6 protein-coding genes, 1 tRNA gene and 2 pseudogenes are annotated in these 12,648 nt (G+C 70.5%); 7 read left to right on the top strand and 2 right to left on the bottom strand.

The features are described 5' to 3' along the window. The first annotated feature begins 24 nt into the window (after nt 1-24). The 6 genes and pseudogenes from RAH40_RS14425 to RAH40_RS14400 form a co-directional block, all read left to right on the top strand. Nucleotides 25-100, top strand: a tRNA-Phe gene (locus RAH40_RS14425). A gap of 209 nt (nt 101-309) precedes the next feature. Continuing rightward, nucleotides 310-2,301, top strand: coding sequence for a hypothetical protein (locus RAH40_RS14420; protein ID WP_306598257.1), 1,992 nt, complete (start codon nt 310-312; stop codon nt 2,299-2,301). Next, the gene (locus tag RAH40_RS14415; protein ID WP_306598256.1) at nt 2,298-4,238 is read left to right on the top strand and encodes a hypothetical protein; all 1,941 of its coding nucleotides are present in this window, start codon (nt 2,298-2,300) and stop codon (nt 4,236-4,238) included. Before RAH40_RS14420 ends, RAH40_RS14415 begins: the two co-directional genes overlap by 4 nt. 38 nt (nt 4,239-4,276) lie before the next feature. Then, nucleotides 4,277-5,533, top strand: a complete 1,257-nt coding sequence (locus tag RAH40_RS14410) for a cation:proton antiporter (protein ID WP_306598254.1) — start codon at nt 4,277-4,279, stop codon at nt 5,531-5,533. A gap of 193 nt (nt 5,534-5,726) precedes the next feature. Next, nucleotides 5,727-6,347, top strand: coding sequence for a DapH/DapD/GlmU-related protein (locus RAH40_RS14405; RefSeq protein WP_306598253.1), 621 nt, complete (start codon nt 5,727-5,729; stop codon nt 6,345-6,347). 57 nt (nt 6,348-6,404) lie between these two features. Beyond that, nucleotides 6,405-8,624: pseudogene (locus RAH40_RS14400) on the top strand (PAS domain S-box protein); the annotation flags it as partial. A 25-nt stretch (nt 8,625-8,649) separates the two neighbouring features. On the opposite strand, the pseudogene RAH40_RS14395 reads toward RAH40_RS14400, so the two are convergent. After that, a pseudogene (locus RAH40_RS14395) lies at nt 8,650-9,977 on the bottom strand (DEAD/DEAH box helicase). A 285-nt stretch (nt 9,978-10,262) separates the two neighbouring features. Here RAH40_RS14395 and ftcD point away from each other — a divergent pair. Then, nucleotides 10,263-12,092 carry a glutamate formimidoyltransferase gene (gene ftcD, locus RAH40_RS14390; protein WP_306598250.1) on the top strand — a complete coding sequence of 610 codons (1,830 nt, stop codon included), beginning with the start codon at nt 10,263-10,265 and terminating at the stop codon, nt 12,090-12,092. Here ftcD and RAH40_RS14385 read toward each other — a convergent pair. Further along, complete coding sequence (locus RAH40_RS14385; protein WP_306598249.1) at nt 12,085-12,618, bottom strand: alpha/beta hydrolase; 534 nt, start codon at nt 12,616-12,618, stop codon at nt 12,085-12,087. The two genes, ftcD and RAH40_RS14385, sit on opposite strands and share 8 nt — an antisense overlap. Nucleotides 12,619-12,648: the final 30 nt, after the last annotated feature.

The raw sequence follows: 12,648 nt of genomic DNA, 5'->3' as shown, positions 1-12,648 counted from the left end.
GGGCCTGATACGATGGAACGCTAGGCCCGGATAGCTCAGTTGGTAGAGCAATGGACTGAAAATCCATGTGTCGGCGGTTCAAATCCGTCTCCGGGCACCAAACGAATCAAGGATGTGAAAAGGCCCTCGAGAGGGCCTTTCGCTTTTCCCGCGTGGGGGGCCAAAGGTGGCCTATTGAGGCTGTCCTGGAACTCGAAGGGGTTTTTCCTCTTCATCGACGCCATGGTCGCGCTGCGCCCGGAATAGCTTTACGGCCAAACGGTAGGGATGGGAAACTTGTCGATAATCCCAACCCGATCCGAGGCTCTGATGAAACGGACTGCCCTTCTGTTCCTCTCCTTCCTTGCCCTGCCGCTGGCGGGGGCGAGATGGGCACCGATCCCCAACGAAACCTGGGCCATGAAGGGCGATCCGGCCCTGGTGGCGGGGGGGGCCGTCATCCTGGAGCGCAAGCTCGATTTCCAGCCCAACTACCTCGAGCAGACGATCCGGGTGCGGATCCTCAGCCAGGCGGGGATGGCCGCGGTGGAATTCACGGATCTGCCGCCGGATCTCCTCTCGCTCGAGGGCCAGGTTACGCAGCCGGACGGGAAGGTGCAGGCCATCGGCAGGCGGGAGGACTTCCTGGTGCGCAAGGTGGTTTCCACCGTGGACGGGTCGGTGAACGAAGGGGTGCTGATCCCTCCGGGAGTGACGGCGGACTGCGTGGTGGAGGTGCGCTGGCGCGAGGCCACGGAACGGGGAAAGGCGGAACTGAGCCGGATGTCCCTCCAGGACAAGGGGACGCTGCCCGTGCGTTGCGGCGATTTCCATTTCTGGAGCCTGGGTTCCGCATACCCCACGAAGGTGGCCATGGTGCAGCGCGCCAAGGAGATCGGGTGGCCCTTCCTGTTCTTCTCGACAAGCGGGTATGACATGGTGGAGGGCTCGGGGGCCATGGGGTCGACCTACCTGTTCCGGAACCTGCCGGCCCTGCCCCAGGCGCCCTTCTCCCTGGAGGTGCACCGCCCGGTGCCCAAGGTGCTCTTCTACCGGCCCATCGACGGCCTGGCCTACCTGGCCAAGGGGCCGGCGGTGGAGTACTGGCAGAAGGTCGTGGACCTCGCCTACAAGCACTGGTTCCTGGAGAAGGTCGCCAAGGGGGAGGCCTACCGCGCGTTCTCGGCTGAGGTCCGCAAGGACCTGACGGGCGGGCCCCGGGAGCGGGCCCGGCTCATCGCCGAGCGCCTTTCCAGGCGGATGGTGAACCTCGACCAGCTGCTGTACGACGAAAAGCCCGATCCCTTGGCCCGGCACGCGGTGGACGAGGCGGGGGTCTCGAACCTGAACTACGCGGCCAAGACGGGGTTCGTGAACGACGGCGGCATGGTGAAGGTCCTGTTCCATGTGCTGCTGGACGAGGGGCTCCAGCCCAAGGTGGCCATGGTGGCCGACCGGAGGCAGTGGGTGGTCAATCCCGAAGTGCGCACGCCGTACCAGTTCACCCACTACCTGCTGGGGGTGGAGGAGCCCGGGCAGCCGGTCCTGTGGCTGGATCCCCTGGGCCGGATGGTGCCGCCTGGCGAGGTGCCCTACTACTACCAGGGCACCAAGGCGCTGACCTTCGACGGGGTCACCTGGAAGGCCGGATTCCAGGAGATCCGGTTCGCCCCGGCGAGCTCCAACGGGCGGACCTTCACCTACCAGGTGGACCTGACGGAGGAGGTTGCCAGGGTCCGGGTGGAGGCGGCCTTCACGGGGGCCTCCGCCCTCCTGGCGCGCAGGACGCTGGGCAAGCAGTCGCCGACCCAGCGGGAAGCGTGGTTCAAGGGGACCCTGGAGAAGGGCGGGCTGACGGTGTCACGGGCGGAAGTGGCCCATGCCCTGGATGTGACCCGGCCCCTGGCCTGCACTGCCGAGGCCACCCTGCCGGTGGAGCCGGGGCGGATCCTCAAGGTGAACCCCTTCCCGGGGATGGACGCGGCGCTGTACCTCCCCGCTTCGCTGCCTGCGCAGCGGATGGATCCCATCATCCTGCCCTACCTGGGCATCCAGGAGGCCCAGAGCACGGTCAAGGTGCCCCGGGGCTACATCCTGGCGGCCCCCGTCGTTCGCATCAAGTCCACCCAGTGGGGCACGGTCACGCTGGAGGTGCGCCAGGACCCCGACAGCGGGGACCTCACGGCGCGCATGAAGGCCAGCACCCTCTCCGCGTACAACCTTCCCGCCGCCTACGGGTCCCTCAAGGACTACCTGCAGGCGGTGCGGGCGGTGGTCTACCCGGAGATCACCCTGGAGAAGTCGGCGGAAGCCGCGAAATGAGGGCCCTGGGCCTGGTCGCGCTCTGCCTTTTCCAGGCCGCCGCGGCGGTTCCGGATCTGGGCCGGCTGCCGGGCTGGGCCCAGGCCCCGGCCCGGGAGGCGGCCCTGGAGACGCCGCCTGCGGGGGCCGAGGCCTGGGTGCTCCTGTCGCGCCGGGAACTGGCCTACGCGGGGAACGGGGAGGTGCGCATCCGGGAGTTCCGCCTGGTGAAGATCCTCCGGGGCCGGGGGCTGGAGGAGGCGGGCTTCGTGCGGCGGGGGCTGCTGGAGGGCGCCTCGCGGATCCGGGAGCTGAAGGGCTGGAACCTCAGGCCGGACGGCGAGCTGGTGAAGCTGGAAGGTCGCGACAAGGCCACCTTCGGGGATACGGCGGAGGCCTCCTTCGACCGCAGGACGGCCCAGGTGGCCCAGCTGCGCCGGGCCACCGAGGGCAGCCTGGTGGCCTTCGAGGTGGAGGAGGCGTTCACCTCCCTGAAGGATCCGTGGACCTGCCCGGTGATGGAGACCCACCCCGTAAGACGCTGGGAGCTCGAGGCCTCCGCCGGCGACGGGGTCGGGATCCAGGTGCGCAGGCTGCGCTTCCAGCCCTGGCTTCCGGCCGGGCAGGGCGGCGCCGCGGTGCGGGTGGCCCAGGTGCCGGCCCAGCCCCTGGCCGAGCCGGCCAGCCCCTTCCCCCACCGCCAGTTGCCGGCGGTGGAGGTGCGCTTCCTCGACCCGAGCTGGGCAGGCACGGGGATCCTGGCCTCCTGGGACAGCCTGGCGGGCTGGTACCAGGGGATCTTCGCTCCCAAGGTGCTGCCCGTGCCCGGCGCGGGTCAGGGGCTGGCGGGGCTCCAGGCCATCTGGAGGCGGCTGGGGCGGGATCTGGTTTACAAGCAGGTCTATCTTTCCCCGGAGCGCTCCAACGTCCCGGAGACCTCGGTGGAGGTGGCGCGCAAGGGTTACGGCGACTGCAAGGACCTGACCTGCCTCTTCCTGGCCCAGGCCCGGGCGGCGGGGTTCGAGGGGTTTCCCGTGCTGGCGCGCATGCAGGTGGGACCCGTGCTGGACGCTGAGATCGCGGGGCCCGCGCGGGACACCTTCGACCACGTGGTTGCGGCGCTGCGCCTGGAGACGCCGCTGGGCCTGGAGGCGGAGGTGGTCACCCCCAAAGGGCGGTTCCTGCTGGTGGACCCCACGGATCCCTTTACGCCCCTGGGGCGGCTGGGGCCGGCGCACCGGGACGGAAAGCTTCTCATCTGCCTGCCAGGGGGCGGCCAGTGGGCTGCCGTGCCGGCCGGTGCGGTGATGGCCGGAGCCGTGACCGTCACGCTCAAGGGAACCGTGGACGCCTCGGGCGGGCTCGCGGGCGAGGCCCGGCTCCTGGAGACCGGAGGCCTCTGGGGGCTCCGGAGCCGGGCCCAGGCCCTGACCCGCGCGGATTTCCGGGCGTACGTGGAGGCGGAGGTCCTGGACCAGGCCATCAACGGGAAGGTCGAGGTCCTTGAGCTGGGGGATCCCCTGGACCTGGAGCGGCCCTTCGGCGTCACCCTCAAGCTCTCGGGCCCGGGGGCGCTTGGGCAGCAAGGTTCGGCGTGGGTGCTGCGCACGCCCCTGGGACTGCCGGGACTGCCTCCGGCCTTCGCGCCGGCGGGGAGGAAGCGCCAGCTTCCGGTGGTGTCCCGGCGCACAGGCACGGTCGTGCTGGACGCGACCCTGGAGCTGCCGGCGGCGGTCCGCCCCATCCTGGCCGAGGCCGCGGGGGAGACGAGCTTCCGGGTCCTCTCCTGGAAGGCGGCCCTGGAGCCGGACGGCCGCGTCCTGCGGCTCCGGGTGGAGGAACGGCGGAAGGATGCCTTCTTCGGGCCAGACGAGCTCGGGGCGGCGGAGGCGGCCTGGCGGAAGGACCGCGCCCTGGTGCGCTCCCTCCTGGAGGATGGGATGGCGTTCCGGCCCTGAATGGTAGGATGGGAAATTCCTGCACAGGGGGGGGGCCAATGGTGCTCGCGATGCTGGTGAACGATCCTTTCGCGGGGACCCTGGCCCTCCTGGCGCTCATCTGGGTCGCTGCCAAGCTGGGAGGCGAGGTGGCGGTGCGGGTGGGGTTACCGTCCGTTGCGGGCGAGCTGTCGGCGGGGCTTGTTCTGGCGGCGGTTCACCAGGTCCTGCCGGCCTTTCCGGACGTGGCGGCCTCCCCGGGCGCGGAAGTGCTGGCCAACCTGGGTGTGATCCTGCTGATGTTCGCGGTGGGGCTGGAGTCCACGGTGTCCCAGATGATGAAGGTGGGGGCGGCTTCGCTGCGCGTGGCCTCGCTGGGGGTGGTCCTGCCCATGGCGGCTGGGCTCCTCGGGGCCAAGTTCCTGTTGCCGGCCGGGACGCCCTTCGTGGTGGACCTGTTCATCGGGGCCTGCCTCTGCGCCACCAGCATCGGCATCAGCGTGCAGGTGCTGCGGGAGCAGGGGGCGGCGCGGTCGAAGGAAGGACGCGTCATCGTGGGAGCGGCGGTCATCGACGATGTGCTGGGCCTCCTGGTGCTGGTGGCGGTGAGCGGGCTGGTGGCGGCTTCGGAAGGGGGCGGCTCCCTGCCCTGGGGCCGTCTGGGGCGGACGCTGGGGCTGGCCCTGGTCTTCCTGATTGGGGCCCTGACCCTGGGGCGCTGGGTCACGCCGCATCTGTTCAGGCTTGCCAGCCGGCTGCGCAGCGAACAGGTCCTGTTGCCCCTGGGACTGGCCTTCGCCTTCTTCCTGGCCTGGCTCAGCGGGCTGGCGGGGCTGGCGCCCATCGTGGGCGCCTACGCGGCAGGCTTGATCCTGGAGCCCGCGAACGTGGAACTGCTGGAGGAGCGGGAGGCCCACTCGCTGGAATCCCTGCTCCACCCCCTGGTCATGGTCATGGCGCCCATCTTCTTCGTGCTCATGGGGGCGCGGGTGGACGTGCGGGCGCTGGCGGCGCCGTCCACCCTGCTGTTCGCGGGGGTGCTGGGGGCGCTTGGAATCGCCGGGAAGTATGTTGCAGGCTACGTGGCCGGGGGCGGGTTGCGGGCTTCGGTGGTGGGCTGGGGGATGGTGCCCCGCGGAGAGGTGGGCCTGATCTTCGTGGCGGTGGGGGCCCAGAGCCAGTTCCATGGCGCCCCCCTGCTTTCCCCTGCGGTGCAGGCGGGGATCGTGGGAGCGATCCTCCTGACGACCGTGGCGGGTCCCATGGCGCTTGGGCGGGTGCTCCGGCGAGGAGGTCCCGCCGGGATTCAGGACTGACCCTGAAGGCCGAGCGGGACTGGAGGGGGGGCGCTCCCCCAGGTAGCCCGCACAGTCCCACCCCGGTGCCGTCCGTCCCCTTCCGCGGGGTTTCCCCCGGCCGTGCACCTTCCGCATCCGCCGCCAGGGACCCGTCTCCCGCTAGAATCTGGGTGCCGCGCCGGGAAAAGGTTCCGGACGGGATGGAGAGCCGATGGACGTCGATCTGGCGCGTTACCGGGACCAGCACAAGCTCAGGCTGTCCTGGATGCCCTGGCTGTACTTCGCCCTGAAGGACCGCCACCGGACCTGGGCCCTGGCCTGGCAGGAGGAGGTGCAGGCGCGGCTGAGGGACCAGGAGACGGTGGAGATCGGCCCGGGATGCTTCGTGGCGCCCGAGGCGCGGATCTTCGGGGAGCCGGGGCGGGCGGTGGTGCTGGGGGCGGGGTGCTCGGTGGCGGCCGACGCCTTCCTGCACGGGCCCATCACCCTGGGCCCCGACGTCTCCGTCAATGCCCGGGCCTCGCTGGACGGGGGGGCCAAGGGGATCACCGTCGGGGAGGGGACCCGCATCGCCTCCGGCGCGGCGCTCTACGCCTTCGACCACGGGCTGGATCCCGGCCGGCCCGTGCGGGAGCAGCCGGTGAGGTCGGTGGGCATCCAGGTGGGCAGGGACGTGTGGATCGGGGCCAACGCCGGGGTCACGGACGGGGTTTCCATCGGAGACCACGCCGTGGTGGCCATGGGGGCGGTGGTGACCCGGGACGTGCCGGCCTGGGCCATCGTGGGGGGGGTGCCGGCCCGGGTCGTCGGGGACCGGAGAAATAATCGGTAATATTTCCAACCTCTCCTATTTATACTGCCTCAGAAACGCAGGTGGCCGGGGAGGACGATGATCGAGCGCAAGGACGCCAACCGGGGAGCGCTGGAGGAGGGCCTCCTCCGCGACGTGCTGGAGAGTCTCCCGAACCCGGTCTTCTTCAAGGACCGGGAAGGCGTCTACGTCGGGTGCAACCGGGCCATGGAGCTCTACGTGGGCAGGTCCCGGGGGGAGATCCTGGGGCGGAGGGTCCGGGACCTGGTGCCCGCGGAGGAGGCGCGGCTCATCGAGGCCCGGGACGAGGAGCTGTTCCGGACCGGGGGCCGGCAGGTGTACACCGCCGACATCCGGAGGCAGGACGGCGAGGTGCGCCACATCCTCTTCAGCAAGGCGCTGTGGATCGGGCCGGAAGGGGAGGTCGCCGGATCCGTGTGCCAGTGCCAGGACATCACGGACTACCAGCGCATGGAGACGGCGCACCGGGAGAGCGAGGCCCGCATGCGGGCCCTCCTGGATGGGCTCCAGGAGCGGGAGGCGCAGTTCCGGGCGCTGTTCCTGGCCGACAACGGCATCAAGCTGCTGCTGGCGCCGGAGGGCGGCTGGATCCTGGACGCCAACCCGGCCGCGGAGGCCTTCCTGGGCTACGATCTCGCCACCCTGCGCACCATGTGCATCTCCCAGTTCAACGGCATGGAGGAGCCCCGGCTCACCGAGGAGATGGCTCACATCGTCCTGATGGGGGGGGAGAAGGTCCAGCGCACCTACCGCCTGGCCTCCGGGGAGACCCGGGAGGTGGAGGTGTACGCCGCCCCGGTGGAGGTGAAGGGCAAGACCTACCTGTGGGCGACCCTGCACGACATCACCGAGGGCGTGGCGGCGGAGGCGGACCTGAAGGCCACGGAAGGGCGCCTGGCCTCCCTGGCGGAATCGGTCGAGGTGATCGTGTTCCGCTTCGGCCTGGACGGGGCCTGCATGTACGTCAACAGCCACTATGAGCGCATGACGGGCCTGTCCGCGGCCCTGGTGCTCAGCCGGAAGTGGGCCAAGGTCATCCATCCCGAGGACCGGGAGCGGATCCTGGAGGGCTGGAAGGCGGCGCGCAAGTTCAAGCAGGTGCACGAGACGGAGTTCCGGCTGCTGAACACGAAGGGGCAGGAGCTCTGGGTGCTGGGCAGGACCTCGCCGGAGCGGGACGCCAGCGGGGACGTGGTGAGCTACCTCACCACCTGCACCGACATCAGCCGGTTCCGCCGGGCGGAGGAGGCGCTAAGGCAAACGGCCAAGCAGGAGAGCCTCGGGCTCCTGGCTGGGAACATCTCCAACGATTTCAACAATATCCTTCAAGGCGTCTGGACCAGCCTGGATCTGCTGGAGTCCAGCTCCGGGGACCCGGCGAAGGCAGCCCAGGCCCTGGCATGGGCCCGCGGGTCCCTGGTGAAGGCCAAGCGCATCACCCAGTTCATCCAGCAGTACAGCGGCAAGGGCGCCAGCGCGCCGGTGCCGGTGGACCTGGGGGCGCGGGTCCTGGAGATCGCCGGGAACCTGGCCACGCCGGGCATCCGCCTGGAAGCGGCGGTCGCCCCGGGGCTGCCCAGGGTGGTGCTGGACCCCGACCAGCTGGCCCACTGCGTGAAGGCGATGGTGGTCAACGCCGTGGAGGCGATGGGGGACCACAAGGGCAGCATCCGCGTCCTGGCGCGGCGGCCCGGGACCTTCAACCCGGCCGACGGCGTGTGGATCCTCCACCCGCCGCCCGGCGCGTGCGTGGAGCTGGTGGTGGAGAACGACGGGCCCGGCATCCCGCGGGAGGAGCTGCACCGGATCTTCGACCCCTACTTCACCACCAAGGAGGCCGGGCGGGGCCTGGGCCTCTCCTCGGTGCTGGGCATCGCCCGGGCGCACCGCGCGGGGCTGTGGGTGGAGAGCATGCCCGACTCCGGGGTGCGCATCCGCATCCTCTGGTCCGTGGGCGGCCGGGCGGTGGCGGACCTGGCCCCCATCCAGGGGGGCCCCGGGGCCATCCTCGTGGTGGACGACGACCCCGAGGTGCTCCGGGTGGTGTCCCGGCTGCTGGAGGAGATGACGGGGCGCGCGGTGCTCCTGGCCTCGGGCGGGGAGGAGGCCGTGGAGGCCATCCGCAGCGCCGGGGACGGGGTGAGCGTGGTGCTCATGGACGCCAATATGCCGGGCATGGACGGGACGACGGCGTTCCGGCTGATCCGGGAGCTGCGTCCGGGCATGCCCGGGCTCCTGTTCTCGGGCTGCGACCCGGAGCAGGGCCAGGAGCTGGCCCGCACCTACGGCTTCTCGGGATTCATCAAGAAGCCGTTCGATGTGGAGGACCTGAGGCGGAGCTTCGGGGCGCTGCTACCTGCGGGCGCGGGAGGAGGAGGGACGCCCTCCGCCTGAGCCGGGGCGCCGGGCACCGCCGCCCGGGCGCTGGCCGCCGCCGGGCCGCTGTCCGCCGCGGCCGAGGACGATGGGCTCGGCCTTGGCGTTGGGGTCGGGCACGAAGCCGGGCACCACTTCGGAGGGGAGGTCGCGCTTGAGGAGCTTCTCGATGTCCTTGAGCAGCCGGGCCTCGTCCACGCAGACCAGGCTGAGCGCCTTGCCCTCGGTGCCGGCGCGGCCGGTGCGGCCGATGCGGTGCACGTAGTCCTCGGGCACGTGGGGGAGCTCGTAGTTCACGACGTGGGGCAGCTGGTCGATGTCCAGGCCCCGGGCGGCGATGTCGGTGGCCACCAGGACGGTGATGCGGCCGGCCTTGAAGTCCTCCAGGGCCTTGATGCGCTGGGGCTGGCTCTTGTTGCCGTGGATGGCCATGGAGGCGATGCCGTCGGTCTCCAGCTGCTCGGAGAGGCGGTTGGCGCCGTGCTTGGTGCGGCAGAAGACCAGGACCTGCTGGAGGCGCTGGCTGCGGATGAGGTGGGAGAGGAGGGCGCGCTTGCGGTCCCGGTCCACGGGGTGGACGATCTGCTCCACCAGGTCGGTGGGGGCGTTGCGCCGGGCCACGTCGATGAAGGCGGGGTTCTTCAGGAAGGCGCTGGCCAGATCCCGGATCTCGTCGCTGAAGGTGGCGGAGAAGAGCAGGTTCTGGCGCTTGGTGGGCAGCAGGGCGAGGATCTTGCGGATATCGCGGATGAAGCCCATGTCCAGCATGCGGTCCGCTTCGTCCAGCACCAGGAAGTCCAGGTGGGAGAAGTTCAGGTTGTTCTGGCCGTAGTGGTCCAGGAGGCGCCCGGGGGTGGCCACCAGGATCTCCACGCCCGAACGCAGGGCCTTGACCTGGGGGTTGATGTTCACGCCGCCGTAGACGCTGGTGGAGCGCAGGGGAAGGTGGCGGCCGTAGGTGCGCACGCTCTCCTCGATCTGCATGCACAGCTCGCGGGTGGGGGTGAGGATGAGGCAGCGGATGGGGTGGCGGGCCGGGGAGGCGCTGGAGTTGGCGTTGGGCGCCAGCAGCTGCAGGATGGGCAGGACGAAGCCCGCGGTCTTGCCCGTGCCGGTCTGGGCGCCGGCGAGCAGGTCGCGGCCGTCGAGGATGGCGGGGATGGCCTGCTCCTGGACGGGGGTGGGGACTTCGTAGCCCTGGTCGCGCACAGCACGCAGCAGCTCCGGCATGAGGCCGAGATTATCGAATGACATTGATGCTCCTGGTTGGGCCCTCCCGCGTTTTCGTGTGCGCGGGCCCCGGTCAGGGCAGGAATGGGATTTCGAAGCAGGAACCCGGCTCCGGCCGGGTGAAGGACGCAGACCGGAGCGCCTTCCAGAACGAGGGAACAGAATAGCGAGAATTGGTCGCAAAATCCACGAAATTCAATAACTAGAACGGAATCACGGGCATTCCCCCTGCGATGGTTGTCACAAGCCGCTTGGCCCCGGGTGCTCCCCAGGGCATCTTTGAATGAACGATTTTTCGCGAGGCACACGATGGCTCACCAGGTGGTGGAATGCGTTCCCAATTTCTCCGAAGGCCGCGACCTGGCTAAGATCCGCCAGATCACCGACGCCATCGAGGCGGTGGCCGGCGTGCGCCTGCTGGACGTGGATCCAGGGGCCGACACCAACCGCACGGTGGTCACCTTCGTGGGGAGCCCCGAGGCCGTGGTGGAGGCCGCCTTCCAGGCGGTGAGCACCGCCGCGCGCGTGCTGGACATGGCCTCCCACGCCGGCGCCCATCCGCGCATGGGCGCCACCGACGTGTGCCCCTTCGTGCCGGTGGAGGGGGTGACCCTGGCGGACTGCGCGGCCCTGGCCCGGACCCTGGGCGAGCGGGTGGGGCGCGAGCTGGAATTGCCGGTCTACCTCTACGAGCACGCCGCGAGCCGCCCCGAGCGCAGGAACCTCGCGGTGGTGCGCAAGGGCGAGTACGAGGGCCTGGAGGAGAAGCTCAAGGATCCCCAGTGGGCCCCCGACTTCGGCCCGGCGCGCTTCGACGCCCGCGCCGGCGCGCTGATCACCGGCGCCCGGGAGTTCCTGGTGGCCTACAACGTCACCCTCAACAGCCGGGACAAGAACCACGCCACCGACATCGCCTTCGAGCTGCGCGAGAAGGGCCGCGTGGCCCGCCGCGGCCAGAAGGACGCCTACTACAGCTCCGGCGAGATCCTGTTCTACCGGGAGGGGTGCTTCCCCTGCGGCAACTGCGGGTCCGACTTCGCCAGCTTCGAGGAGGTGGAGGCCCACTGCCGGGCGGAGCACGGCTTCGACCTGCGCCACCTGCTCAAGCTCAACGACATCGATGCCGGAAAGGGGGTCGTGGGACGGAAGGTGCACCGCGCCGGTCTCTTCAGGCACTGCAAGGCCATCGGGTGGTACGTCGACCAGTACAAGCGGGCCCAGCTCTCCATCAACCTCACGGACTACAAGGTGACAAGCCCCGTGGACGTGCTGGAGGCCACCCGGCGCATGGCCGTGGAGCGCGGACTGGTGGTGACGGGCAGCGAGATCGTGGGGCTGGTGCCGTTCCAGGCGCTGTACAAGGCCGGGCAGCACTACCTGCGCGTCCAGGGGAAGAGCCCCTTCGTGCCGGTGGGGGACGTGCTTGAGAACGCGGTGTTCTCCATGGGCCTGGCGGACGTTTCGCCCTTCGACGTGGAGAAGAAGGTCATCGGGCTGCCCCGCGCCTATCCCAAGGGCCTCATGGCCATGACGGGCTCGGCCTTCGTGGACGAGGTGTCCCGGGACACCCCGGCGCCCGGCGGCGGGTCCATCGCGGCGCTGGCCGGCGCCCTGGGCGCGGCCCTCGCCTCCATGGTGGCCAACCTGACCCAGACGGGAGCCCCCGAACTGCGGGAGGCGGCCGAGAAGGCCCAGAAGGCCAAGGACGCCCTGGTGCTCGCGGTGGACGAGGACACCGACGCCTTCACGGCGTACATGGAGGCCCGGCGCCTGCCGGCGGGCACCCCCGCGGAGAAGGCCGCGCGCGAGCAGGCCATGCAGGACGGCCTGAAGCTGGCCGTGGACGTGCCGCTGGGCACCGCCCGCACCTGCCTGGAGGCCATGGAGGCCGCGGAGCTCGCCATGCGCCACGGGAACCCGGCGTCGATCACCGACACGATGGTGGGCTTCACCATCGCCTTCGCCGGGGTCCGGGGCGGGCTCTGGAACGTGCTGATCAACCTGAAGGACATCAAGGACGCCGCCTACAACGAGGCCATGAAGGCCACCTGCGCGTCCCTGCTGGCCCAGGCCCAGGACCTGCTGGCCAGGGCCACGGCATACGGGGACGCCAGGCTGGAGGCGATGCTCGTCAGGTGAGGTCCTCCAGGAGCCCTTCGCCCTGGGCCCAGGAACCATGGCCCGAGGCGGTGTTCAGGTGCCCCTTGGGCCCCACGTCCGTGAAGCGGCTCCGCCAGGCGTCGGCGAAGAACCGCGCCCGCTCCAGGGTCACGTGGGGATCGTTGCTGGAGGCCGCCACCCGGCTCAGGAAGGGCAGGCTGTGGAGGGGGATGGGCGCCCAGGACGGGTACTCCGCCAGGCCTTCGGGGGTCTCCACGTCGGTGGGGGCCACCAGGAGCGCGGCGTGGATGGGGCGCCGGTAGGCGTCGGCCCAGTGGGCCACGGCGAGGCAGCCCAGGGAATGGGCCACGAGGATGGGGGGGGCGTCCTCCCCTGCCCTGCGCACGGCGGCGTCCAGGGCCTCCACCCAGTCGGGGCGGTGGGGGAAGTCCCAGTTGGGCATCTCGACGCGGCGGGCTCCGGGGAGGGTGGCCTCCCAGAGGCTCTGCCAGTGGCCGGGTCCGGAGTTCCGGTGGCCGGGGATGATGAGGATGGGCGGGCGCATGGGGACACCTGGGATGGATGCGCCCATTTT

Origin of the sequence: Geothrix sp. 21YS21S-2 (genome assembly GCF_030846775.1) — a bacterium.
Lineage (GTDB): Bacteria > Acidobacteriota > Holophagae > Holophagales > Holophagaceae > Mesoterricola.
The sequence above is the reverse complement of the archived record's forward strand: the minus strand, read 5'-3'. Positions and strand labels throughout refer to the sequence as shown.

Coding starts and splice junctions, on each gene's coding strand:
- RAH40_RS14420 (WP_306598257.1), top strand. CDS start 310: ATGAAACGGACTGCCCTTCTGTTCCTCTCCTTCCTTGCCCTGCCGCTG.
- RAH40_RS14415 (WP_306598256.1), top strand. CDS start 2,298: ATGAGGGCCCTGGGCCTGGTCGCGCTCTGCCTTTTCCAGGCCGCCGCG.
- RAH40_RS14410 (WP_306598254.1), top strand. CDS start 4,277: ATGGTGCTCGCGATGCTGGTGAACGATCCTTTCGCGGGGACCCTGGCC.
- RAH40_RS14405 (WP_306598253.1), top strand. CDS start 5,727: ATGGACGTCGATCTGGCGCGTTACCGGGACCAGCACAAGCTCAGGCTG.
- ftcD (WP_306598250.1), top strand. CDS start 10,263: ATGGCTCACCAGGTGGTGGAATGCGTTCCCAATTTCTCCGAAGGCCGC.
- RAH40_RS14385 (WP_306598249.1), bottom strand. CDS start 12,618: ATGCGCCCGCCCATCCTCATCATCCCCGGCCACCGGAACTCCGGACCC.